The sequence below is a fragment of the Sulfurimonas sp. genome, from assembly GCF_041563495.1.
GTDB lineage: Bacteria > Campylobacterota > Campylobacteria > Campylobacterales > Sulfurimonadaceae > Sulfurimonas.
Map to the genome: position 1 here is coordinate 115,090 of NZ_JBFFMZ010000005.1, position 26,448 is coordinate 141,537.

At 34.5% G+C, this 26,448-nt stretch carries 24 protein-coding genes; 14 read left to right on the forward strand and 10 right to left on the reverse strand.

Annotated elements, in window-relative coordinates; all coding sequences use genetic code 11:
- Position 1 precedes the first annotated feature (1 nt).
- The 5 genes from ABYK18_RS06820 to ABYK18_RS06840 all read right to left on the reverse strand — a co-directional run bounded on the left by ABYK18_RS06820 (position 2) and on the right by ABYK18_RS06840 (position 3,541).
- Entirely contained in the window at positions 2-508 is a 507-nt protein-coding gene (locus ABYK18_RS06820) for a hypothetical protein (RefSeq protein ID WP_373035905.1), read from the reverse strand.
- 146 nt (positions 509-654) lie between these two features.
- Positions 655-1,119, reverse strand: a complete 465-nt coding sequence (locus tag ABYK18_RS06825) for an HD domain-containing protein (protein ID WP_373035906.1) — start codon at positions 1,117-1,119, stop codon at positions 655-657.
- 17 nt (positions 1,120-1,136) lie between these two features.
- Complete coding sequence (locus ABYK18_RS06830; protein ID WP_373035907.1) at positions 1,137-1,952, reverse strand: tyrosine-type recombinase/integrase; 816 nt, start codon at positions 1,950-1,952, stop codon at positions 1,137-1,139.
- Positions 1,942-2,940: a hypothetical protein gene (locus ABYK18_RS06835; protein WP_373035908.1), complete on the reverse strand. Its 999-nt coding sequence runs from the start codon at positions 2,938-2,940 to the stop codon at positions 1,942-1,944. The genes ABYK18_RS06830 and ABYK18_RS06835 overlap by 11 nt, the downstream gene beginning before the upstream one ends.
- Before the next feature lie 4 nt (positions 2,941-2,944).
- Positions 2,945-3,541, reverse strand: coding sequence for a hypothetical protein (locus tag ABYK18_RS06840; protein ID WP_373035909.1), 597 nt, complete (start codon positions 3,539-3,541; stop codon positions 2,945-2,947).
- Positions 3,542-3,668: 127 nt separating this feature from the next.
- On the opposite strand from ABYK18_RS06840, the gene gatC reads away from it, so the two are divergent.
- The 13 genes from gatC to ABYK18_RS06905 all read left to right on the forward strand — a co-directional run bounded on the left by gatC (position 3,669) and on the right by ABYK18_RS06905 (position 19,343).
- Complete coding sequence (gene gatC / locus ABYK18_RS06845; RefSeq protein ID WP_373035910.1) at positions 3,669-3,959, forward strand: Asp-tRNA(Asn)/Glu-tRNA(Gln) amidotransferase subunit GatC; 291 nt, start codon at positions 3,669-3,671, stop codon at positions 3,957-3,959.
- 16 nt (positions 3,960-3,975) lie between these two features.
- A complete protein-coding gene (locus ABYK18_RS06850) occupies positions 3,976-5,067 on the forward strand; it encodes a type IV pilus twitching motility protein PilT (protein WP_373035911.1) in 1,092 nt (363 codons plus the stop codon).
- A 164-nt stretch (positions 5,068-5,231) separates the two neighbouring features.
- Positions 5,232-7,412, forward strand: coding sequence for a TonB-dependent receptor (locus ABYK18_RS06855; RefSeq protein WP_373035912.1), 2,181 nt, complete (start codon positions 5,232-5,234; stop codon positions 7,410-7,412).
- Between the two features lie 20 nt (positions 7,413-7,432).
- Positions 7,433-7,876 (forward strand): TonB-system energizer ExbB, encoded by a 444-nt coding sequence (exbB, locus tag ABYK18_RS06860; protein ID WP_373035913.1) that lies wholly within the window; start codon positions 7,433-7,435, stop codon positions 7,874-7,876.
- Entirely contained in the window at positions 7,866-8,249 is a 384-nt protein-coding gene (locus ABYK18_RS06865; RefSeq protein WP_373035914.1) for an ExbD/TolR family protein, read from the forward strand. Before exbB ends, ABYK18_RS06865 begins: the two co-directional genes overlap by 11 nt.
- A gap of 16 nt (positions 8,250-8,265) precedes the next feature.
- Entirely contained in the window at positions 8,266-8,925 is a 660-nt protein-coding gene (locus tag ABYK18_RS06870; protein WP_373035915.1) for a sulfite exporter TauE/SafE family protein, read from the forward strand.
- Between the two features lie 13 nt (positions 8,926-8,938).
- Positions 8,939-11,701 (forward strand): nitrous oxide reductase accessory protein NosL, encoded by a 2,763-nt coding sequence (locus ABYK18_RS06875; RefSeq protein ID WP_373035916.1) that lies wholly within the window; start codon positions 8,939-8,941, stop codon positions 11,699-11,701.
- Entirely contained in the window at positions 11,688-12,668 is a 981-nt protein-coding gene (locus ABYK18_RS06880; protein WP_373035917.1) for a 4Fe-4S binding protein, read from the forward strand. The genes ABYK18_RS06875 and ABYK18_RS06880 overlap by 14 nt, the downstream gene beginning before the upstream one ends.
- Complete coding sequence (locus ABYK18_RS06885) at positions 12,661-13,938, forward strand: 2-hydroxyacyl-CoA dehydratase (RefSeq protein WP_373035918.1); 1,278 nt, start codon at positions 12,661-12,663, stop codon at positions 13,936-13,938. The genes ABYK18_RS06880 and ABYK18_RS06885 overlap by 8 nt, the downstream gene beginning before the upstream one ends.
- Positions 13,938-14,747, forward strand: coding sequence for an acyl-CoA dehydratase activase (locus ABYK18_RS06890; protein WP_373035919.1), 810 nt, complete (start codon positions 13,938-13,940; stop codon positions 14,745-14,747). Before ABYK18_RS06885 ends, ABYK18_RS06890 begins: the two co-directional genes overlap by 1 nt.
- 3 nt (positions 14,748-14,750) lie before the next feature.
- Entirely contained in the window at positions 14,751-17,840 is a 3,090-nt protein-coding gene (locus ABYK18_RS06895) for an efflux RND transporter permease subunit (protein WP_373035920.1), read from the forward strand.
- Entirely contained in the window at positions 17,837-18,559 is a 723-nt protein-coding gene (locus tag ABYK18_RS06900) for a TonB family protein (protein ID WP_373035921.1), read from the forward strand. Before ABYK18_RS06895 ends, ABYK18_RS06900 begins: the two co-directional genes overlap by 4 nt.
- Positions 18,560-18,755: 196 nt before the next feature.
- Entirely contained in the window at positions 18,756-19,343 is a 588-nt protein-coding gene (locus tag ABYK18_RS06905) for a hypothetical protein (RefSeq protein ID WP_373035922.1), read from the forward strand.
- A gap of 100 nt (positions 19,344-19,443) precedes the next feature.
- Here ABYK18_RS06905 and ABYK18_RS06910 read toward each other — a convergent pair whose 3' ends face one another.
- Genes ABYK18_RS06910 through ABYK18_RS06930 form a run of 5 tightly spaced genes read right to left on the reverse strand, consistent with a single transcriptional unit; the run spans position 19,444 to position 25,369 of the window.
- Positions 19,444-20,433: an SAM-dependent methyltransferase gene (locus tag ABYK18_RS06910; RefSeq protein WP_373035923.1), complete on the reverse strand. Its 990-nt coding sequence runs from the start codon at positions 20,431-20,433 to the stop codon at positions 19,444-19,446.
- Positions 20,423-21,637 carry a TolC family protein gene (locus ABYK18_RS06915; RefSeq protein ID WP_373035924.1) on the reverse strand — a complete coding sequence of 405 codons (1,215 nt, stop codon included), beginning with the start codon at positions 21,635-21,637 and terminating at the stop codon, positions 20,423-20,425. Before ABYK18_RS06915 ends, ABYK18_RS06910 begins: the two co-directional genes overlap by 11 nt.
- Entirely contained in the window at positions 21,594-22,778 is a 1,185-nt protein-coding gene (locus ABYK18_RS06920) for an aspartate aminotransferase family protein (RefSeq protein ID WP_373035925.1), read from the reverse strand. The genes ABYK18_RS06915 and ABYK18_RS06920 overlap by 44 nt, the downstream gene beginning before the upstream one ends.
- Positions 22,779-22,828: 50 nt before the next feature.
- Positions 22,829-24,571, reverse strand: a complete 1,743-nt coding sequence (locus ABYK18_RS06925) for a molybdopterin-dependent oxidoreductase (protein WP_373035926.1) — start codon at positions 24,569-24,571, stop codon at positions 22,829-22,831.
- Entirely contained in the window at positions 24,572-25,369 is a 798-nt protein-coding gene (locus ABYK18_RS06930; protein ID WP_373035927.1) for an HlyD family efflux transporter periplasmic adaptor subunit, read from the reverse strand.
- A 113-nt stretch (positions 25,370-25,482) separates the two neighbouring features.
- Here ABYK18_RS06930 and ABYK18_RS06935 point away from each other — a divergent pair, with 113 nt between their 5' ends.
- Complete coding sequence (locus ABYK18_RS06935) at positions 25,483-26,421, forward strand: chemotaxis protein CheW (RefSeq protein WP_373035928.1); 939 nt, start codon at positions 25,483-25,485, stop codon at positions 26,419-26,421.
- The last annotated feature ends 27 nt before the right edge of the window (positions 26,422-26,448 follow it).

Here is a 26,448-nt window from a genome sequence, read left to right on the forward strand (position 1 = left end):
ATTAGCTTCCTAAGAGTTGTTTTCTTATGTGTGGATTATTAAGAGTCTCACCTCTTAACATTCTTAATCGCATTGTATCAAAATCTACATGCGTAGGAGCTTTTTTCTCATACGCACCAAATCCATACCCCATAGGTGTTTTATCTGTCAGTGAGTAAAAAGCTTTTCTGCCGTCTATCCATTTTTTTGTATCAAGGCTCATCACCCAGATAACAGCTTCATCTTTAAACTCTTTATCTTCAAGCCACTTTACAAATCCGCCATGATCATGGAAAAACCAAGTTTTACCGTTAGGTGAAATAACTTGTGAAATGTAATTTAGATTATCAATCACCATACCGCAATCACTGTCTTGATATTTATTAACAACCATTTTTATGGGTAATTTTTTAGCGTTGCCCTCTTTGATGACTATCATCTGCTTTTGAGAAGCGACTGAAAGGAATATAGTTACAATAAGGGCAACCAAGCTAAGTATAACTAAAAACGGTATAAACCTTTTCATCATTTTTGAAAAACTCCGAGTAATATTTGAAAAACAAAATAAATTTGCTTTTTTTAATTGAAAAATAAAATAAAATATATATAAAAAACTATGTCATGTGAACAAATAAACAGATTATACATATATTTTTACATAAAAAATCAAATTTATTATCTTCTTTTTTTTCCCTTACCTAAATCATCATAAAGCAAGAATCTTTCCAACTCTTCTCTTGTTTCATCATCAAGAGATTCCCAAACAGACTTTTTAAGCTCGTACCTTTGAAAGTTTTCTTTTTTGCTCTTTTTAATATCTCGGATAAGATAGTGATAACGAACAATATTTTTTGTAAACTCACTTATAAAGGGCCAGTTTTTTATTATCTGATAACTTACTTCTTCGTGGTCTGTAAAACTATATTCTCCATGTATTATGTCATCTTCATCTTTCTTAAAAGCACAAAACGGTTTACCTATATCATGTAAAAATGCTGCAGGAATCAGTTTAAAGTCTTTAGCTCTTATAGTATAGTATACAACTCTAAGAGTATGAAAAAAGACGCCGTGCTGATGCCACTCATTTTGTATAAAAAACAGTGATTTTAAAAACGGTACTGAGAAAATAGAATTTTTCATATTTTATTTTACCTTTATTATGCCAAGGGATGACAAACATCGACAGTTTCTTTAAGATCCTGTTTTTGTATATGTGTATATATCTGCGTTGTTAAAAGAGAAGCGTGCCCTAATAGTTCTTGAACGACCCGTAAATCTGCTCCACCGCTTATAAGTGATGTTGCATACGAGTGACGAAGGACATGAGGAGATACACCGAGGTATTTTTGCGTTATCTTATATGCAGAGATGCGGCTCAATGAATCTCCTTTATAATTGCACCAAACATATTCATTGTCTTTTGGCTTTTGCAAAAGGTAGGCATTAATTGCTTCTAACGCTACCTTTGCAACCGGAACGATACGTTCCTTTTCTCCTTTGGCATGCCTTATGTGAAGCCAGCCCTCTTCTATGTCTTCTTGTCTTAGAGCCAGACATTCACTTATACGCGTTCCTGATGCAAACAAAAACATTATCAAAGCATAGTCACGCAGTCCAAGCCATGAACTTCTGTCTACCAGCGTAAGGGCATTTTGTATCTCTTTAAATGATAAAAACTTAGGAAGCAGTTTTGGAATTTTTGCAAACTTATATTTTGTCTTTTCGCTACTAAAATGGCTTTTGTAGCAAAAATCAAAAAAAGCGTTTATTGCAGATAGTTTTCTGTTTAGTGTTCTTTTATTTTTATACTTTGATAAAATATTTAGAACACTGTTAGATTCAAGATGAATCAATGAAGTATTAAACTCATTTTCTATAGATGACAAATCACTTTTGTAAGCTTCTACACTTTTTTTACTAAGTGCTCTTGTTACACTTATGTATTCTAAAAAAGCCTCTAACTCATTGCTCAAGTGAGATATACTCATCATCTATATAAAAAGTTTTATCTCCTACAAATATAAAACCATCATCTACATCAACTTCGTATATACTATGTTTTTGTAAATCTTTTGAGAGCTCAATCAAATAACCCTCTTTTTCCAAAGCGTACAGTTTATCTTTATGAACGATAAGACCTAAAAAGTGGGCAAACGGAAACTTCACTTTTGCATTTACTTGTAAATCAGGTGTTAAAGAGATTATCTCGCCCTGCTTTGTAGTTATGTAGATAGTTTTGTCCGAATAAGCTATATTTCTTACCTCATACTTGACTCTTACCTCTTTCTCAGCCATTGAAAGAATCTTGTATCCGGTAGCAGCAATCAGTTTATTATCAACAACGTTAAAGTAGATTATGTTGTTAAAGTTTTCTTCTGATGAGACTATGGTAGTTCTTAGTTTCTTTTTAAGTTTAGAATTAACGATTACAATTTTTCCATCAAGAGTTAAAAATAGAACCAGATCATTCATAAAGTACGGGTTTACAATTTTAGAATCAACTACCACCGGTGAAGTACCCTGAATCTTAACAAGAAGACTATGCTGTGATATGGAGTAAAGAGCCATCTCGTTATCTGCAAAAAGTACTGCTAATATATCATCTTTAATACTTGCACCGGCAATAGTTTTTTTAAGATTGAACTTCTTTTTCATAGATTTATCTGCTATAAAATCTATATTTAACTGTCCATCTATAGTAGAACTAAGTACCCAACCGTCACTACTTCCTATAAGTCTATATGACTCTTCTATAGTAGTATCGATTGTTTTATCTTTTAAAAGCACTTTTCTGTTTTCAAGCATGGCTACATCTGAAGAAACATCTACAATTTTCTCATCTCTAGAACCATGAAAAGCCCAGTCGTCTTTCACAAGTTTCGGTTCAAAAACTTCCTTGGAACTGCATCCTGCAAAAAACAGAATAAAAACGCTGGCAACTAGTACAAATGTTTTTTTCAAAATCTTACTTTACCCCGTAGTGAAGAAGTGCTTGCGCTATCTTATTTAGTGATGACTGAGGTGATATTTGCGATAATTTTTCATGAGCTTTCTCAAGTTCTGAATTATGCATAAGTATAATAGCACTTTGAACTAAAGCCAAATCTCTGTATACCGCATTTTGTTTTGAAGCATAAGAGTCTAAAGATGCTGCATCTTTAGACTCTTGTGCCAATTCATAAGTTGCTAAATCTCCAACCAAAACAGCCGAAGATTTTTTCAGTTCTTTCATAGTTTCTAAGTCTTTTTTTGCAATGGCATTAGAATAGGTCCAAACATCATACAAGTTAGGTGAAATGCTTTTTAATGTTAAAAGTGCTTCAGAGTTCTTTGCATCTTTACTAAGAGTTGCCAAAGCTTCATTAGCATCTGTTATTTGACCCTGTTTGTTTATATCATACGCTATATTTGCTCCAACAAAGACAACTAATACCACAACAGACGCAATCATTACATTTTTGTATTTTTTTACAAATTTTTCTGTAATAACTGCTTTTTCAAAAAACTTCTCTTCAGAGTTTAACTCTTCTCTTACCATATCAATATTATTTTTAATACTCAAAAATATTCCTTACTTATTACATAAATTCAAAAAGTTCAAAATAATATCGCATAGTTTGTTAAAGTTTCATCAAACACATAGAATTTTTTTGTTACAATCGTATAAAATAATATTATTAGGGACATATATGCAAGTAGATGACGCATTACTAACTAAACTGGAAAAGCTCTCTTTTTTAAAAGTTTCAGATGACAAAAGAGAAGAAATCATAGGACAGCTCTCAGAAATAGTAAGCTTTGTAGATAATTTAAGTGAATTAAATACTGAAGGTGTTGATGATAATTTTGCTATGAACGATAATGGAACATACACTAGAGAAGATACTCCACTGTGTGACAGCAATATAAGTGACGATATATTAAAAAATGCACCACTTAGCGGTGACCATTTTTTCATAGTTCCAAAAATAATCGAGTAAGTAGGAGAGTCTTATTATGGGTGAAGCAGTTGAAGAATTAAAAAAAGTAGTTGACATAAAAAAACTGCTTAAAAGTGTTTTGGCTTACGGTTCTAGTGATTTGCATCTTGTTGTCGGAAGTGAGCCGCAGATTAGGATAGATAAAGAGTTACGACCTCTTAACTTGGCTGTTTTAAATGCAAAAGAGATCGAAGAGATGGCTTATTCACTTATAGAAGATAAACAGAAAAAAATCTTTGAAGAAATCAACGAACTTGACTTTTCTTTCGAACTGGAAAATGTAGGTCGTTTTCGTGCCAACTATTACCGTACTATCGGTGGAATAGCTTGTGCATTTCGTATGATTCCGATTGAGATACCGACACTTGACGAATATGGAAACCCCCCAATTTTTAAAGAGCTGGTTAAAAAAGAAAAAGGTCTTATCCTTGTAACCGGACCTACAGGTAGCGGTAAGTCAACTACTCTGGCTTCCATGCTTCACGAAATAAACATGACAGAGAGACGACATATCATCACTATTGAAGATCCTGTTGAGTTTGTTCACAAAAATATTAAATCTCTCTTCTCTCAAAGAGATGTAGGACAAGACACTGCTTCTTTTGCAGCTGCATTAAAATATGCGCTGAGACAAGACCCGGATATCATACTTATCGGGGAGATGAGGGATGCTGAGACAATCGGAGCTGCCCTAACAGCGGCTGAAACAGGTCACTTGGTTTTTGGAACACTTCATACCAACTCGGCACCGGGAACAATCAACCGTATTATTGATGTTTTTGACGGTGAAGAACAAGCACAGGTCAGAGCACAACTTGCCTCTTCACTTATAGCTGTCATATCTCAGACACTTATACCTAGAGTAGGTGGCGGTAAAGTGGCAACACAAGAGATACTCATAACTAATCCGGCAGTTCAAAATCAAATTAGAGAAGATAAGGTTCATCAGATTTACTCTCAGATGCAACTAAATCAAAAAGAGACTAATATGACTACGCAAAGTCAACAGTTAATAGAATTACTCCACAAAAGAACTATAACAAAAGATAATGCTATTAAAAACTCTAACAGACCTGAAGAACTTATAAAGATGATAGGAGGGTTATAGTCCCCTCTTATACTACACGGGTCTTTTCTTAACTTCAAAATCTAACCACTATCTTTAAAAAATAATTTATATTAACACAATCTAACATTAAATTAAAATTAACATAAAATTAACACTTTAAGATTACAATTCATTCCAGTTATTTAATTAATAAAGGAATGATAATGAGAAAAAGCATTTATCTATCTGTTGCTTGTATATTAGCTGTAAACTTAGCGGCATCTGATTTAGGGACTATACAAGTCGAGTCATCTACCATTGATGATAAGTTTGAATCAAAGAAAACAGAAGTATCAAGTACTGCAACAATCAGTGGAGAAACTGTTGATGAGGCTCATAAAGAGAACATTCAACAGATTTTACAATCAATACCTGGTATTACAACAGAGTATACAACAGGCGATTCTTTAAAGATTCACTTAAGAGGTGTGGAAAATCAAATGTATATGGGTGAAAAACCAGGTGTTGCAGTTGTAATAGACGGTGTACCCGTGTTTGAGAGAACCGGTAAGGTTAATATTGACCTAGATAACATTGAAAGTATCAAAGTTATTAAAGGTGGTGCTTCTTATCTCTTTGGTGACGATGCATTATCCGGTGCCGTTATCATTACAACTAAAAAAGGCGCAAAATATAATCATAACTATGCAACCGCTGAAGTCGGAAGTTACGGTTACAGAAAACTTCTTGCAAGAACCGGTTATGCAAATGATGCATTAAGTTTTCATGTTCAGGCAAGTGAGAGAAAAGGTGACGGTTATCATGAAGACTCAGATTATGATACAAAATATCTTAACGGAAAACTTCAGTACTATATAGATGACTCATCTGATATAACTTTTGGTATTGAGTACTCAGATAGAGAAAAAGATTCACACGGTACAGTCGGTGGTGAAACAGAAGCAAAGACAAATCCTAAGTCTATTTATAATGGTAATCAAGATAGTAGAGACTATACTAGAGGTTATAATGTAGATTTATTGAAACTCTTTTTAACTTACTCTAAAGATTTTAGCAATAAATCAAATTTACTTGTAAATGGCTATATATATACAGATACTACAGAATATATGTCTAGCCCGCAAACAAAAGATGGAGCAGGTGTTACTCAGTCTTCTTATAATGACAATGATTATGTATATGACAACCATTATGAACAGATACAAAGAGGTATAAAAAGCGAATATAGGACTACCTCTAAATCATTTGCTACACTTGTTGGACTTGATTTAAGAGCAAATGAGTATAAAAACAAAACAACATATAGAGCTAATCAGGCACTTATAACATATAGACCACCTGCAACAACAGCAGATTATTTTAAAACAGGTGATTTTAAAAGTGATGATAAAACAGATGAAAATGTATATGCAATTTATGGAGAATATAAGCAAGGTATTACAAAAGATATTACCGCTACAGCAAATCTTAGATATGATTTAATCAATTTAAAATATGCAGATTATCTTAACAACAACTTTAACAATGATTTTAAAGTTTATTCTTATAGAATTGGTGGAAACTATCAAATTGATAAATCTTCTAGTATTTATGTGAATTATTCTACAGGTTTTAGAGCGCCAACAGTATCACAATTATATGCAGGAAGTACAAGTACATGGGGAAGTACACTAAATAACCCTGATTTAAAACCAGAACAATCTCTAAATTATGAAATTGGTTTCAGAACTAAACAAAATGGAATTTCATACGATGTCTCTATCTTTCAACTTGATAGAAAAGATTTTATTATGAAAACTTCAGGTAACTATGGAGATACATCTACTACTGATATGTGGGATAATATTGGTGGAGCAAGACACAGAGGACTAGAGCTTTCTGCAAAAGGTGGCTTGAGCAAAACTGTTTCATTTAACTTAGCATATACTTATTTAGATGCTACATATACTGACTACGCTAACTTTGGAATAGACTTAGATGGTAATAGTAGAACATCAAGTGCAACTTACTTTGATATAACAGGAAATGTTATTCCAAGAACTTCAAAACATCAAGCCAATCTGATTTTAAACTATCAAGCGATGAAAAGCCTGAAACTAACGGCGGAAGTCAACTCAAAATCTGATTATTATGCAGATGATTTAAATCGTCTTAAAATCAAAGGTAATACTACACTAAATCTTGGTGCAGATTACAAGATGAAAGTCAGTGATTACGAGCTTAGCGTATTTGCAAGAGTGGATAATGTGTTTGATGAACACTACTACAACTCAGCAAGGTCAAGCAGTGACAGAAATGAAGACGGTGTATACAATTATGAGGATTTATCTATAACTGTAAATCCAGGGATAGTATATACAGCAGGATTATCGGCTAAGTTTTAATTAAAAAATAGGTAAAAACAATGAACATAGAACTACTAAAAGATATTGTTGACTACGGTGTTATCGGGCTTCTTGGAGTTATGAGTTTTATGACTTTTTGGTTTTGGATAGAGAGAATCCTGTTTTACAGAGGAGTTGATGTAAATAGTTTTGAGACAAAAGAAGAGCTTGAGATTGTACTTACCAACAACATCAACATCATCTCGACTTTTGGTTCCAATGCACCGTATATCGGACTGCTTGGAACCGTATTTGGAATCATCATCACTTTTTATGCAATGGGACAGAGCGATACTCTGGATGCAAAGATGATAATGACATCTTTGGCACTTGCTCTGAAAGCCACTGCAATGGGGCTTATAGTAGCTATTCCTGCCATAGTGTTTTATAATCATCTGGCAAGGAAAATAGAAGTTGTATTAGCACACTGGGATATAAAAGAAAAGGCGAAACGTGCAGATTAAAAAGTTTGACTCTATAAATGTAGTTCCGTTTATTGATATTATGCTTGTTCTTCTTGTAATCGTCCTAACAACTGCTACATTTGTTGCCAAAGGAATAATCCCAGTTGATCTTCCTAGCGCAAAAACAGCAGCTGCACAAAGTGACAAAAAAAATCTCACTATTACAATCAAACAAAACGGTGATATTTTATTTGACAAGGTAAAAGTCTTAAAACAGGACGTTGCAAAAGAACTGGCTAAATATGAAGTAAAGATACCTGTTAATATCAACTGTGACAAAGAAGCAAAATTTGATTTGTTTGTTTCACTTCTAGACACACTCGAAGAAAAACAGTTTAGAAACCTTGGAATCGTTACCAAAAAAAACAACTAAAGTGAAATAAACACTAATGGAATATACAACTTTTTTTTCTATATTCATCATAGGGCTTTCTTACGGAGCTACGGCATGTATGTTTTCATGTATGCCTTTTCTAAGCCCTCTGCTTGTCGGTAATTCTAACAATACTAAGCAAGCACTTGGAGTTATTTTACCTTTTAGCCTGGGTAGAATATTTAGCTATACGCTTATAGCGATTGTTGCTTACTTGAGTTCTGTCTGGGTAAAGCAGATGCTAAACGACAATCATTTTTTTAGCATCATACTTGGCAGCAGCACAATTTCTATGGGAGTTTATTTGCTATACAAAAGTTTTCATTCAAGTAACTCTTGTGCTAACTCTGCACCACTAATAAAAAAACCGAAGTTAAACAAGATAGGTTTTTTTACTATTGGTGCAACGATGTCTGTAAACCCGTGTGCTCCGATAATGGCACTCTTAGCGGTAGCGGCAAACAGCTCCAGCATCTACAACTCCATAGGTCTTGGACTATTCTTTGGAGTCGGTGCTGTTATTTTTTCAATTATATTTTACGGCTTTGTTTTATCAACGGTGGTAAAAGGAATGATGATTCAATTTTCCTCTTACAAACTTTTGATAGAAAGAATTGCTGCACTTCTACTGGTAACAGTAGGCTTGTTAGTCTTAAACGGTGTTTTAGTACTTTAAAAAGAGGCAAATAATGGTAGATTTTATTAAACGTGATAAAGATGATATTTACGGCAAACCGGTAATAGGTTTTTTATTCAAAAACCAAAAATTCTTGATGACTCTAAAAATAGCAGTCTTAGCTCTATTTTTATATGCCATTTATTTTGGTTACACGCATACAGGTAAAGACAATATCTTTACCTGGGCGGTATTTTGGGGAATCTTCTGGTCTTTGTTTATGGTGGTTACGCTGCCCACATTAGGAAGAGTATTTTGCGGCATCTGTCCTCACGGTTTTATGGGGAAATACATCACAAAGTTCGGCTTAAAAAAGACGATGCCAAAATGGATGCAAAACAGATACATAGGGATACTGCTGCTTGTTATAGGTTGGTGGGCCGTTAACTACATGTTTCCTGGTCTCTACAGAATGCCTCTTGTCACTGCAATTTTATTTACGGTTATGACACTGCTCTCTTTTGTTATATATTTTTTATATAAAGATATGAGTTACTGTAAGTATGTCTGTCCTATCGGAACACTAACACGTGCCTACTCCAAGCTATCTTTTACATGGTTGGGAACTTATAAAAGTGCCTGCAATGATTGTAAGACTTTTGAGTGTGCGACTGCCTGCCCATACAACCTAAAACCATTTACGTTTGACAAAAGAAACTCTATGACCGACTGTACTTTGTGTATGGATTGTTCTGCGGCATGTGAAGCTGTTAGTTTTAAAACTAAAAAACCATCTTTTTCTCTGTTTTCAAAATTTCAAATTTTAAAAGCAGAGATTTGGACATTTATTCTTATATTGGCAGCTATTCCTATTACCATGTCATTTCATCATGGAATCGGGCGAAGTAATGCTGCGGGTGATATGATCTGGTCAAAAACGGCTGAGTTTTTCAAAGGCTACGTTAGTTTTGGACCAATCGATCCCGTAGGTTTATTTGCATTTCTTTATGCGATGCTCTTTACGATTGTAGCTGCTCTTATCGGTATGTTTATAGCATCCAAGATTTTGAAAAAAGATTTTAAAAATGTATTTTACGACCTTGGCTACTCTTACGCTCCACTCTTCATCTTAGGTTCAATCGCTCACTCATTAGAGACATTTTTTATAAAAGGATATGAAAAAATAGTAGAAGGTTTTGCTCAAGGATTTGGTTTCAGCGTAGATGTGGCATCTCTTGCAAACAGAGGTGAGAGCTGGTTGCATATCTTTGGCTTACTAAAATGGGTAGCAATAATTTGGGCAATGATTATACTTTATAAAAGAATGAAACTTCTAGATGCTACCAAGATGAGAAAAATCATTGCTTATCCTTTTGCAGCGTCTCTAATCATCTTATTTTTAAGTGTAAATATGTACAGAGGGTACATCATAGACACATACGGCAGAGCTTCAGGCGGTCACGGCAATCATGGCGGCAGTGCAAAAGTATTTCAAAGCGTATCAAGAGACAAAGTAACTATTTTACAATCAGGTAAAGATAAAAAATCTTGTACGACCTGCGGTATGGGTTTGGCAAAATTTTACAAAGCCAACCATGTAGCTACACATGATGGAATTACAAAACAGTTTTGCTCAATGCATTGTCTTGTAAAAGAGATGGAAGTTAAAAAAACTCCGCTGAAAGATTTTCAGGTCGTAGATGTTAAAAGCCTGAAATTCACAGATGCAAAAATAGCTTTCTATGTTTTAGGAGCTAAACCAAAAGGTGTAATGACAAAAAGCAGTAAATTTGCTTTTGCCTCAAAAGAAGATGCTGATGTATTTATGAAAAAATACGGCGGAAAAATAGTCAGCTTTGATGAAGCATACAAAAATGCCACACAAGACTTTAAAAGAAGAGCTCATAAAACTCTCAAAAAAGCCTCTGCAGAAGATGTCATATATTTCTCAGACAAAAACCCTGCCGCTAAAAAGAAAAAATCATATGGCGGAGGACACAATCACGGTGGAGGAAGAAACTATGTACCTTCAAAGAAAATGTGGCCGGTTTTTGAAGATAGTTCAGGCAAAAAAAACTGCATAGGCGATATCGGTGCCGAGCTTTATCTCCTGGATGCAAACCTGCAAACAACAAAACTCACACAATCAAAAGAAGACGGGTGTAAATCAGTGAGTTTTAAAATGCCCCATAACGGATACTACAATCTTTTTTATGTAGATAAGAGCGTTAAAGATGACACACTCTACAGCAAAACGGCAAAGTTTGAATACTTGAGATTTAACCATAGCAACGATGCAGTTTATGACAATGAGAAGATGTCCGCTCACAGCGTCAAAGAAGCACCGTTTGATATTCTAAGACTTAGAGAAGAAGGTGAGACATTTTATCATCGTCTATACTCAGGAGAAAATATCAGACTAAAAGTGTTGCTAAACTCAAAACCTGTTCAAGGTGCCACTCTTACGCTCTCTACAAAAACAGGATGGTCAAAAAGCGTAAAAACGGACAAAAACGGGATAGCGGTTTTCAGACTGATACAAGATTATTTTCCAGAGTGGAACAAGTTTGACAGAAGACATAAAAATGAGTTTCTTTTAACTGCGACTTATACGCAAGATGCTAAAGGTACGCATGATGATAAGGAGTATGAAAAAATAAAATATTTATCAACTTATACTTCGCTTTATTATCCGGGGGATAGCTCATATAAATCATATGCCTATGGATTGTTAGCAGTAACTGCTACGGCAATACTCTCGGGATTTATAATCTACTGGTTTAGAAGACGAAGAGAGAAACCTTTTAAAGAGGTAAGGTTCAATGAAAAGAATTAGGGATTTTATAAACAAAGCAGATATTAGAAGATTTCGTTTTTGGCTGCAGTTGTTTTTCTTTGTAATCTTTATATACGGCGGATACTTTGCTATTAACCTTGGAAATAGCATCCCTGTATTTTCATGCGGTTACGATAGAGAAGTTGGGGGAATGTGTTACTTTTTACCTCTGCAACATCAACTGGCTCGCCCTTTAGATGTGCTTTTTAGTGTTGCAAGCATCTCTGTCTTAATTGGCTTTATAACCTTTTTACTATGGTTTATAGTCTTTAACAAAGCCTGGTGCGGGTACGCTTGTCCGCTTGGCACGATGCAGGACTGGCTGACAGGTCTTAGAAAAAAACTCGGCATCAGATACAGTACTTACACGCAGCCACAGTTTAACAAATTAAAAAAGATAAAGTACATAATGCTTGCACTCGTAATCTTAGCACCTATGGCTGTAGGAATGGGACTTCTTGGGGGTGAATGGAGAACTGCATTTTGCACAATTTGTCCTGGAAGGATGATAACTCCTCTTTTTGTCGGTGATGTCTCACAATGGAGTTTGGATTTTTCTACTAAAAGTGCGATGATTCTCACTACATTGGGTCTTACATTTACAGGCTTATTTGTTGTGGGTTCATTTATCAAAAAAAGATTTTTCTGTTTTTTCTGTCCAATGAGCGCTATGCACTACATCTTTAGCGATGCGGCACTTTTAAAACTAAAAAAAGACGGTGACAAATGTACAAAATGCGGTGACTGCTATAACGTCTGCGATATGCAGATAAAAGATATAGCAGATGATGTAAAGAGTACAAATATTTTAAGAGATGATTGCATCTTATGTATGAAATGTGTGGCGGCTTGCCCTGAAGATGATGCTCTGCATGTAGACCTTATAAACTACCCGATATTCAAATCTACAAAAGGCGGTTTTGCAAAAAGAATGCAGATGGACGAACTGGAGAAAAAAAATGACTAAAGAAATCAGAGAACATAAAATAGAGACTCCAAAAGAGAAGCAAAACCGTCATAAAGCTATGGAAGCTAAAACCATTTTAGAAAAAATAAAACATGAGTTTAAAGAACCTCCAAAAGCGATGGATTATTTTTACAATCTTTACGAGAGTGTGCATTGCAGACACGAGCCTTTGCATAGTAACAAAGTAAAAGTAGGAACTATGTGCATCCAAGTGCCATCTGAGATAATTTATGCACTGGATGCCGTTCCGCTAAGGATGTGTAACGGTTTTTACACAGATGATGAGATAGGAAGCGACCTGCTTCCCTCAAAATCATGTCCTCTGGTAAAGGCAACAGTTGGGCTTTTTGCATCTGACAACTTTTCAGATAAACCAGATGTTATAGTATCTCCTACAACGTGTGACCAAAAAGCAAAATCTGGTGCAATTATAGAAGATATGGGGTATAGCATTTATGATATGGAGTTTCCAAGGACAAAAGAGAGCGAAGAGAGCCGTGAATACTGGAGACGAAGTGTAAGAAAATTCACAAAAGAGTTATCAGGCAATTTAAATAAAAACATAACAAGAAAAAAATTAAAAGAGTCGATTAAAAAAGTAGGCTACGCTCAGCATCTCTACCATAAACTAAACATACTGAGAAAAAATTCCAACTCTCCCATACTTGGAGTTGATATGTTCCTAGTAACCAACGCTTTTTTCTTTGATAAGATAGACAACTGGATAGAAGCCGTAGATGCACTAACAAAAGAGTGCGAACAAAGAGTAGAAGATGAATTTAATGCAGCACATAAAAGAAGTCCGAGAATTGTCTATACAGGTTCACCTCCAATCTTTCCAAATCTAAAAATTCCTCTAATCATAGAGCAATCAGATGCCATAATTGTCGCAGATGAAACATGTTCTTCAAACAGGATGTTTAACGATATGGTTAGTGTTGATGAGTGGTTTGTAAACGATATGATTGACGGTGTTGCAGACAGATACTTAAAAGGCTGCACCTGCCCTATTTTTACAAAGAATGAAGACAGAAAAAGAAGAATTATTGATTTAGTAAAAGATTATAAAGCAGACGGTGTTGTTTACCAGGCATTTGCAGGGTGTCAGGTCTATGAGATGGAACAAAAATCTGTTTTAGAAGCAATGGAGAGAGAGGGCATACCTATCATCTATCTTGAGAGTGATTATTCTCCAAGTCATTTAGGACAGCTTACAACTAGAATTGAAGCATTTGTAGAATCACTTAAAAATAGAAGAAGGAAGCGTTAATGCAGTATTTTGCAGGAATAGATATAGGCTCAACTGCTATTAAAATAGCACTTGTAGATGAAAACAGAGAGTTAGTAGGGCATAAAATAAGTGCAAGCGGAAGTATGTTTTACAAATATGCTAAACAGAGTCTCAAAGAACTTCTTGATGAGTTTAATATAGATGAAAAAGAGTTGGTATATACAGTAGCAACAGGATACGGAAGAAAACTCTTCAAAGAAGCTGATGAAAACATAAGTGAAATCACTGCAAATGCAATCGGAGCAAGAGCTGCAGCGCAGGGAAAGTGTGAAATAAAGACAATAATAAACATCGGAGGTCAAGATTCTAAGGCAATTTCACTCGATAATGAAGGAAATGTAGTAAACTTCGCTATGAATGATAGATGTGCGGCTGGAACCGGAAAGTTTTTAGATGTAGTTGCAATGAACCTTGAACTTGAAGTTGATGAACTAAGTGATTATCATTTTAAATCCCAAGGTACTCCACTTGCAATAAACAGCACTTGTGCAGTATTTGCAGAGTCTGAAATCATAGGACTCTTGGGAAATGACAACTCTGTTGAAGATATTGTCGCAGGTGTTCACTACTCTATAGCAAAAAGAATTATAAAACTTGTAAAAAGAGTGGGTATAAAAGAAAACATCTATTTTGACGGCGGACCTGCTTTAAACGGCGGTTTAGTCCACGCAATTGAAAACGAACTTGGGAAGAAGATATTTATCCCTGAGTTCCCGCAAATAACAACTTCGTACGGAGCAGCTATTTTGGCAAATGAATCTTATATGTATGAAAACGAGGGAAACTGATAGATGTTTGAAAGGGTGTTGAACTTTTTTATTGATAATTATAAAATCAACTATATTCTATTTTTTCTACTATTTGGAGTAGGAATCTTTGCATATACTCAGATTCCAAAAGAGATATCACCTACTATCGAACCTAACTCTGTCACAATCAGAGGTTCATACACAGGTACTTCCGTAGACACTTTAAACAAGATGGCTGTTCAAGAGATTGAAGACGAAGTTAAAAACATTGTCGGTGTAGAGAGTGTAACATCTGTTATATCTCCGGGCAGATTCAGCATAATCCTAGAGCTTAATAAAGGAGCAGATAAGGCTGATGTCATCAGAAAAACCGAAGATGCTATTTCGCTTATAAAAGTAAATCTTCCGAGCGATATGGATGACCCTGTCGTGCGAGGAGTTGCACACTCAAGAAGTATCATGCATGTATCGATGCTCTCTTCTGAGGTTTCAAGAGATAAACTAAAAAATTTATCAAAAAAATTTAAAAGCCAACTTCTTTCTATTAAAGATGTATCTGATGTTACTATTTTTGGAGACTCTGAACTTTTTTATGAAATCTTGATAGATGAGAAAAAGGTTAATGCTTACAATATCTCTTTAAATGAGGTTATCCGTGTACTCTCGGAAGTCTCTTATATATTTCCGCTTGGAAAGATAGAAAACCTTAAACAGCAGTATTATATCTCTACTCAAAATGACAAAAAACTCTCTCATTCACTTGAAGATACTATCTTAAACATAAATGATCAACAGATTGCACTAAAAGATATAGCAAAAATCAATAAAAGATATGAAGACTCTGCAACACTTGCTAGTATGAACGGAAAAAATTCTATAACTCTTGCGGTATCACAAAACCCAAAAGGTGATGCAGTTAAAATTTCCCAAGAGATAAAAACACTTATATCCAAAATGCGTGTTGATGGAGTTCATTTTGATATTAGAATGGATAAATCAACAGTAATAAAAGACAGACTAAACATCGTTATATCCAATATTTTACTAGGCGTAATACTAATAACGGTTCTAACCGCAGTCCTAATAAACATACGCATAGCTTTTGTCATAGCTTTGGGTATTCCTACATCTTTTGTAATGGGTGCTATATACTTTTATTTTACAGGCTACAGCATAAACGTAAACTCATTAATAGGTGTGCTTATAGCCATTGGTATCATCGTTGACGATGCCATTGTAGTAAGTGAGAATATACAACAGTACATAGAAAAAGGTTATGCACCAAGAGAAGCTGCATTTTTAGGTACAAAAGAAGTAGCCAAACCTGTGACTATAGCTTCACTGACTACACTTTTTTCTTTTATACCGCTGCTTATGTTAAGTGGAAGACTTGGAGAGATTATACAGCTTATACCAATCGCATTTTCAGCACTTGTCATCGCATCTCTGATAGAGTCATTTATATTTTTACCTATACATGCTTCGCATACGCTTTCTAGTAAATCAAGAACTCTCTCTTGGGAGAAGGCAAACAGACTTTACCAAGGAGCTTTAAAACAGCTTGTCAAATATCAAAAAACTTTTTTACTTACATTTGTCATAATCGTACCCGTACTAATTTTCTACGGTGTCAAAACTTCAAAATTTCAAATGTTTCAACCTTTTGATGCATCTTCTATTAACATCACATTTAAAGCAAAACCTACGACTACTCTTGAAGAGTCACTTGAAATCGTACAGACTTTGGAAAAAAGTATTTTAGAGCAAAAAGAGAGATTTTTCGTACATCATGTAAGCTCTACTGCGGGCTATAGAAGAAGTGCGACTGGCTCTGCAGAGGTATATCCATATGTAGGATATATATCTCTTGAACTGCACAAAATGAAGCCTTCGAACTTTGTCGATAAATACATAACGCCGTACCTCAGTTTTTATTATGATCCAAAAGACAGAATAAGAGATAAATCTTCACAAGATATTTCTGCAGACCTTAGAACTTGGCTAAAAGAGCAAAAATACAAAAAGAGATTTAAACTGAGCAACTTGATGGTCGTAGAGAACAAGATAGGAAATACAAAAGCTGATATCCGCATAGGTGTCATAAGCAATGACCATCAAAAAGCACTAAAAACAATCAGGGAGATAGAAGAAGAGTTTTCTAAAATTGAAGGTATAAAATACTTCGGTGACAACGTCAAAGTAGGACCTGATGAAATAAAACTAAAACTAAATGCCTATGGTGAAAAACTTGGGATTACTGAGAGCTATCTCGGTAAATACATTTCCGGTTTATATCTAACAAAAAAGATAGGCACAATTTTTGACGGTAATGAGCTTGTAAATGTAAAAGTTAAATCATTTAACATCGAAGATGATTTAGAGAGCTTCAAAAGACTGGAAATCCCTCTTAAAGACGGCATCTATGTTAAGTTAAAAGATATCTGTGAGTTTACAAAAGTGGAATCGCTAGAGAGACTTGTAAAAGATGACGGAGAGACAACCTTTTTTGTCTTTGCAAATGTAAACCCTTCCGTAATAACAGCGAGTGAAGTTTTAGATAAAATGGCTCCGACTATTGAAAGACTAAAAAAAGTTAAAGATATAAAACTAAAGTTTAAGGGTGAGAGAGAACAAAAAAACACTATGCAGACGGAGATGATTTTAGCTTCGGCATTTGCAATTATTCTTATTTTTATATCAATCCTTTACCTCTTTAACTCCATCAGAGAAACAATGATAGTCATGTCAGTTATCCCTTTTTCTCTTTTGGCTGTTTACGCAGGGCATTTTATCATGGGTCTTAACATATCACTACCCTCACTCATTGGTGCATTGGGACTTGCCGGTGTTATTGTCAATGACGGGATCATTATGATGTCAACTATAAAACATGCCAAGACACAAGAAGATATATTTGACCTTGCACCCAGAAGATTCAGACCTATTATAATAACTTCGGTCACGACTATCATAGGTCTTTCGTCCCTGATATTTTTTGCAACGGCAGAAGCCGTAACTTTTCAGCCGTTAGCCGTGACCATGGGATTTGGTCTTTTGTGGGGAACGATACTGAATCTTTTTTATCTTCCGACAATGTATAACTACTTACATAAATATAGGAGAAAATCATGAATAGATATATCTCATCGTTTATAATCAGTGCATTCTCTTATCTGGCTATCATTGTATCAATTATCTATTTTCTAAATGCAGACACCGAGTTAAGCACAGATGCAAAAGTACAAGATGTCAGAAAAGTCTCTTTTACAGTGATAGCTCAAGCTAATCCTCCAAAACCAAAGCAAGAGAAAAAAATCACACCAAAACCAAAACCAAAACCAAAACCAAAACCTAAACCAAAACCTAAACCGATTCCAGAACCGATAAAAGAAGAGCCTGTAAAAGAGCCTATTGTCGAAGAAAAGATCGTGGAAGAAAAAGTAGTGGAAGAAGTGCAAGAGAAAGTTGAAGAAGTTATTGAAGAGACAAAAGAAGTTATTGAGGAAACAGCTCAAAAAGAAGAAGTTTTAGTACAAGAGCAGACTGAGATAAATCAAGATGTCCTCTTAGCAAAGCAAAATAAATTTATAAATGATTTGATAAAAAAAATAAACGATAACAAGTCTTACCCGAGAATGGCTAGAAGAAGAGGCATAGAAGGTCTTGTAGATGTTAAGTTCAAAATCCTCTCAGACGGAAATGTAGAAGGAATCAAAATAGTCTCCGGAAGAAGCATTTTTAAAAGGTCGGCTATGGAAGCTATATCTAAAAGTTTCCCAGTCATCATAGAAGAAGCGCTGTTTGAATTTCCAAAAGAGTTTAGTGTAAAAATCTCATATGTTTTGAAATAACGACCTAATTAATATACATATATATAATACATACAAGTAGTATTTTAAACACCCAATTATATGGGAGTTTAATAAAAAAATACAATTATTTTTACATATTTAGTTTACATATTTAGTTTACATATATATATGAAAAACTTGTATATAAAACTATAATTATGATACCATCTATAAACTGTTTTAAAGAGAGGTAAATTTGTCCAAGCAAAATGATTTTATTTTAATGAGTATATTGAAAGGGAATATAACAAATTTAAAAGATTTCACCCTTAAATATAACATAAAATTCAAGACAATATATAACCCAACTTTAATAAGAAGACAAATCAAAACTACAATTACTAAACATAAAAACATTATCCCAAATGAAATATTAGAGTCAGTTGCAATAGTACTTAATAGTAAAAATCCCAGACAAAACACTTTAAAAGAAAATAATTTAAAAGAATCAACTATCGACTCTTCAATGCATAACAAAATAGATAACATTTGTAAAAGAATCTCTAAAGAGAAAGGTATCTCCATTGTTCAAGCGAGAAAAGAATTTGAAGATATATTGAATAATTGGATTTTTTTTAAAAATCATGTTGAAGAAAATAATTCAAGCAGCATTGAACCTGAAGAAATTATAGATATAGAATATGAGATTGAAGATAAATCAAATGAATTTTTACAAGCTTTAGAAATATATGAATATGAAAAAATATTTAACAAAGCAGATAAAAAAACAGAAGAAAAAAATGAAGCTGTCTTAGAAAATATCTATAAAATGTTTTTTCCATAGTTTATAAAGTATTGAATTTGTCCGCAAATATTTTTGCAAATATTAGTTTTAATCTCTTTTAAAAGTCTCTACACAATAAGCATTAAATTAACTATCGCCTTTAATTCTTCCTAAACCTTATCATCTTAAATCTCTCGCCCAAAAAGTTCGGCATTATCAGCATCTTCGCTTTTTGAAGTTCTTGTTCGTAGATTTTTTCATCTGCATTATCTTTTAGCATCTCTAAAAGGTTTAGTATTCCCATATCCACAAGTGCGACCATCTGAGCTTTTAGTTCTATAAACTCTACACCTGCTTCTGTGTAAGCATCTTTTACATGCTCAAACGTGACATCGTAAGTTATGTCAGACTTTCCAAATAGCTCATCACGCTTAATCTCTTCATCAAAAAACGGTATGACTTTGTGCTTTGCATAAACTCGTATAGAAAAGTCAGGACGAGCCATCATCTCACCGTAGTCAAAGCTCATAAACTCAAACTTCTCACAAGACTCAGCCATCTCTTTTGCAAACTCTTCATAACCGATAGCTATCTCGCCTCTGTCTTTGTGGTATTTTTTAGCTTTTGCATCTACCCATTCATTGTCTACATCAAACTCGACATCGTGACCGTCGACTCTTGCAGTTTTACCTTTGAAGTAAAGTTCACAAGGAAATGCATCAAATATCTCGTTTGCTATGAAAAAAGCATTTTTGCATTTTAACTCACTCAGAGATTTGTAGTGAGTAAGAGAGACTACATCACCAAAAGACTCTTCAAAATACTCTCTTTGTTGTTTTTGAAGGTCATCAAATCTCTCTATGATGACAAACTTTAAAGTGTCTAAGAGTTTTGGTCTGAGAGTATATATAAACTCGATTACATCAGCTAAAAAGTAACCGTGGTGAGCACCTATCTCGCAGATGACTCCGTCTTTGGCTAAAAAGCCCTCATCAACCAAAGAGATGATGTGTCTTGCAACACTTCCGCCAAAAAACTTGCTCGTACTTACAGCGGTGTAGAAGTCACCCTCTTTTCCTATGTTTTTATAAGTTGCATAGTAGCCCTCTTTACCATAGAGCCATTCGCTCATATACTCGCTAAATTTCATGCTTATACATTTCATACAGCGTTAATAGTTCAAGCTGTTTATCTATCTCAAAAATTGACAAGTCTATTATTTGTATTTCGACTGAGTTTTGCAGCAAATCAACATCATAACTTGTTTTATATCCTGCACTGTACATATCTTTTGTCTCTGAGAGCAGTTTTTCATAAAGTTCTCTGTTTTCTATACTAAGGAGTTTCTTTTTATTGAAGTTTTTAATATTCTGCATGACTTGTTCAAAAAGTGCTTTTAACTCTCTTTTTCTGTCTTCTATGACTACTTTTGATTTTAAATAATCTATTCTTGAAGACTCTATATCTCTAAATGTGTTTATATCAATAGGAATATAAGCTTTTACACCATAATCATAATAGTCTTTTTCATTTGCACCAAACTGATATCTATTATTTTCACTTTTACTCCAGTTATAGCCGGCTGTAATACTTATCTTTGGAAGATATTTAGCAACTGTCACGTCTTTGTTGTACTTGTTTTTTTCTATGTCGCTCTCAGACATATTTAAAACAATATTGTACTTTAAGAATTTTTCTTCATCCAAGATTTCCAAATGCGGTATCTTAGCATCTGCATATGACATATCACTGATTGCATTGAACTTTGAGATGAGTCTCTCTTTATTTGTCTCAAGGTCATAAAGAGCCTGTATAACGGTATTTCTGTCAATCATTGCATTATCTAAGAAACCTGAATCTATCTGCCCGTTTGAATACTGCTCTTTAATCTGAGCCAGATTTATCTCAGAGTTTTTGATTTGAAGATTTTGTTTTTGAATTTTCAAATCCATTTGTTTTATCTGCATCAAAAGTGAGATAGCATCTTTTACCAGTTTTCTTTTGGCAACCTCTACAGAGTAGTTTGAGTAGATTCTTGAAGCCTCTGCAAACTTAATCCCATAATAAATACCGCCACTTTGAAAAATAGGCTGATCCATCTTTATGGCAGCATTTTCTGAAGTCTGCTCTTGGCTATAAGGGTTACTTTTAGAGTAACTGTACTGCAGGTTAAGCGGTGCTATCCAAGAATCACGAAGTTTAGAGCTGTCACTTTCTACTTTGTCGTAGTCATACTTGAACTGCTCTTTCTTGTTTTTCGAGATATATGCATCTAGGGGCTGATCTTTTGCATCAGATGCAAAAACTGTACTACAAAGAACTGACAGCGCGATTAAGAGACTTGAAGCCTTCATCTATTTCCTCTCTTGTAATTGTTAATGGCGGTAAAAGTCTTAAAGTATTTCTTCCGGCTTTTAAGACCATAACACCTTCATCTCTTGCATTTGACATGATTTGAGCCAATGTTTCTGCATTTTTAACACGCAGTCCGCACATCATACCTATACCGACTCTTGAAGTAAACATTCTTCTATTGGCACTGTAGAACTTTTCTAGCTCTTGGTTAAAGTAGTCTATGGTTTTTTCCAACTCTCCACTGTCTGAGTACTCTTTTAAGACATCTACAACTGCACAAGCCGCTGTTGAACTTAAATAGTTGCCTCCAAATGTAGAACCGTGATCACCTGCACCTAAAATATCTTTTAGAGATGTCATAACGACACCGATAGGAACACCGCCGCCAAGACCTTTTGCCAAAGTAATGATGTCTGGTTCAATCTCGTAAAGATTAGATGCTAGAAACTTTCCTGTTCTGTAGACACCAGTTTGAACTTCATCTACGATCAAAAGTATGTTTTTAGACTTTAGCATCTTTGCCAAAGCTTGGACTTCGGCTTTGTCTTGGGGCTGAACTCCGCCTTCACCTTGAACAAGTTCAATCATTACCGCCGCTGTGTGGTCATCAAGAAGACTCTCAACCTGGTCAATGTTATCGGCATATACAAAACCGTCAGGAAAAGGACCGAAATAGTTATGCATCGCTTCTTGACCCGTAGCTTTTACCGTAGTGATAGTTCTACCGTGAAATGAGTTTTGCAAAGTTATGATTTTATATCTCTTTACTTCACCGTCTCTCTCACCAAATTTTCGTGCAATCTTTATGGCACCCTCATTTGCTTCTGCTCCACTGTTACCGAAGAAACATTTCATATCATAACCGCTTGCTTCGACTATCTTTTGTGCAGCTTCGGCCTGTGGTCCAATGTGGTAAAGGTTTGAGATATGAGTTATTTTTGATAACTGCTCACAAATAGCACTATTTACTCTCTCATTTGCATGACCTACGCTAACAACACCGATTCCGGAGGTAAAATCTATATACTCCTTGCCCTCAGAGTCTTTAAGTCTTGCATTTTTCCCGCTTACAAACTCTACATCTGCTCTTGCATATGTAGGTAAAACATATTTTTTATCTAATTCTTTTATATTATTCATTTTATTACCTCTAATTATTTATGTATTATATTACAAATGACTTCTAAAGACTAAACTTTAGAAACATTAACTCTATTTTCTTGATATATTGCACTCTTACCCTCATAAGAGTGTTTAGAAGATGTAAGGTTATTGACACCTTTTGTCCCGCTAAATATAAGCACACAGTCATCTCTTAAATCATCATTGAGTTTTACTTTTAGCTCTACACTGCCGTTGTCTGATGTTATTTTTACGAGTTCATCATCTTTAAAGCCAAGAGAACTGTTGAGATAAACATTGCTCTCACGATTAAACTGAGAGTTTAGGCTTGTTAAGCTCTTTGAAGTTATAAGATGCAACTTATCACTTTTTTCTAAGTTCGTTTCAAACTCATCTAAGAACAGAAATTCTCCATCATCGGTATCAAAACCATCTTGGTAAGGAATTTCTTCTCTATTTTTCACCCGCCGGATGCCATCATCTTGTTCAGCACCAAAACTTTTGAAATGATTCAGATAAAACTCTTCACCCTCAATGTCAATATTAAAATACTTACACAAATAAGAACTTAGCTCATACTCACTTATTCCTGCATCCGAATCTTGTACTTTATTCATAAACATCATAGCATTGTGCGAATATGATGTTCTGACATCATCTTTATGTAAAAAACTTTTTGCAGGGATCACCAAGTCGGCAATTTCACTTGTCTCATTCTCATAAAGTCCAAAATACACTACATTTTCAACTTTACTTATTGACTCTTTAACCCTCAGGCTGTCTGGCATCTGTGAGAGCGGATTTGCTCCCTGAATAAAAACTGTTTTAAAGTTGGAAAACTCCGTATTTACTTTAGATACCCGCTGTTTAGCGTTTGTGTTAAAGGGTGAGCTTATATGCTCTCTTGAAGAACCGAGATAAGCAACTCCGCAGCCCTCTTTGCCAAAAAGTCCAAGCATAACTCCAAAAGCATCAATAGCTCTCATAATCTCAGCTCCGTCACGATACTTTTGAATCCCGACACCGCAGACTATCGCTACTCTTTTATCTTTGATAAGTTCTAAGACTTTGCCTATTTGTCCCAAAGTAACGTCTATCTCTTCAAGTGTAGCCTTAATGCGAATGGTTTGAGTCAGTTCATAAAACTCTTCAAATTCACTAGCATGCTCTTGTAGATACTCTATATCACAACCATGATCAATATGTAAAAACCTGCTAAGAAGCATTGCAAGATGAAGATCACCTTTAGGTTTTACCTGAAGATGCAAATCTGCCATTTTTGCTATTTTTGTTTTTACGGGATCTATTACGATAATAGTCTTATCTTTTATGAGAGGAAGAAGATGACTCGATGTTGTATGAGGGTTTCTTCCCCAAAATATAACAACTTCTGATTTTTCTATCTCTGAGATAGGCATATTTTTGTTTGAGCCTCTTCCTTCGACTATACCTGCTTCACCTGCTCCATCACACAATGTTCCCTCTGTAAGTGTAGCTCCGTAGGAGGCAAAGAAGTGGTCACTTACTTCTTGCATAAGTGCAAAGTTACCGCTGCCTCTGTAGTGTAAAACACTCTTTGGTTCTGATTCACGCAGCATCTGTGCTAAATGAATCAGTGCTCCTTCAAGAGTGATCTCTTTACCCTTATATCTTGGAAGATTAATAATTTCATGCTTTTCGTAATGATTCATATGAGGACATAAAAAACCGTTTGTATGTCCTGATTTAAAAGCTTTTATTTTACCGTTTTCATATGATATACCACATGCATCATAACAGTCAAGCGGGCATGCTGTTAGAGTTTCTGACATTTACTTATCTTTTAACTCTACAGTAGCAAGTTTTGAAAAAAGCTTTGGAGAATCTATTATTATTTGAGCCATATATTTTGAAATATTTTTTGAATCTGCAATATTAAGAGACCTTGAGATTTTATAAGATGTTTTTTCACCGTTTATATATACGACTTTATTTTTTGCATCTGCAACGTCTTCTTCATCAAGATATATCGTAAGTTTTGCTTTTGAAGTATCGGCAACTTTTGCCAAAGGAGTCGAAACACCGACAACCTGACCCACTTTTACCGAAATCTCATATAATACGAAACCCTTATCACTAAGATATTTATCAGAAACACTTCTTTTTAAATGTGCTTCTCTAAGTTTTAAATCTGTAATCTGAACTTTTAAGTTCTGTATCTCTTTTTGCGTACTTAGGTATAGATTTTCATTAGATATAAGATCATAATACTCTTTATCTTTTTCTACAGCCGACTTAAATTTTAAATCAGTTATACGTTTATAGTTTTCTCTTTTTCTAACTAAAGATTTTTCTAAGTTAACTAAAACATTCTCATTGACTTTAATAATCTCTCTTAAATACTCAAGTTTATCTTTTATAAACGCAAGTTCTTTGGCATCTAACTCAGAATCTATTGTTATATACGCATCCGACGTTAACTTCTTACCTATCATATTTTCATCTATTGATAGAACCAAACCTGAAACATTTGAAGAGATATCTCTAATCTCATAAGGTTCGACTTTTGAATAATAGATTTTTGCATGAGACAGACTGAACATCAAAAATAAAATAGCTAAAATTTTCACTTATTAATACCTTCTATTAAAATTATGATTATTTTACCATTTCATTATTAACATTAAAGCATATTTCATTTTTTTTTTGGTACTATCTAGTAAGTTTTAATTAAAGGGTGCCTATGTCTGTTTTGTCCAAGGTAGATGCTACTACGAATCTAGCAAAAAACAACGAACTTCAGCTCTTAGTTTTTCGAATTAACAATAGCGAAGATTCTGCATTCTATGCAATAAATGTGTTCAAGACAAGAGAGGTTGTTGAATCTAAAAATCACTTCTTAACACAGATACCATCAGCACATCCTCTTCTTGAGGGAACAATTATCCTTCGCGGTCTTCAAATACCGATATTAAACCTTCCTGAGTGGTTAGGTACAACTCTGACTAAAGAAGAGAGATCCAAATCAAATATTTTGATTTGCGACTTTAATGGAATTATTATAGGTCTTAGAATTATGTCAGCATACAGAGTTATAAAGAAAAACTGGAATGAGATGCATGCGCCTGACAGCTATAGACTAAAAGAAGAAGGTGTTGTAATGAATGACACCAGACTTGAAGACGGCAGTTTATGTCTTATTTTAGACTATGAAAAACTTTTAGCTGATGTAATTCCTCAAGCCATGGTAGACGTACATGAATCACCTTCCAATATTCAAGACACACCGTTGCCTCATAAACTTCTAAATGGCGAAGTATTAATAGCAGAAGACTCAAAAACAGCACAAAGACACTTAGTACAAATTTTCAAAAATGCAGCTATTAAGATGAGACTCTTTGATAATGGGAAAAAATTAGTTGATTATATTCTAGCTATGGAAGACCCTTCAATAATTCCGGCTATTATTACAGATATCGAGATGCCTGAGATGTCAGGATTTACAGTAATACAAACATTAAGAAAGAATCCTGGAAGTAAAGATATACCTATAATAGTAAATAGCTCAATGACAGGTAGCAACAACAAAAGAGAAGCAGAAATGCTCGGGGCAAACGGTTTTATTGACAAAACAAAAAGCCATAACGTAATACCTCTAATCGTGGAAGTTATGAACAGTTAGTATTTTTTTAATTTAGAAAGGATAGCT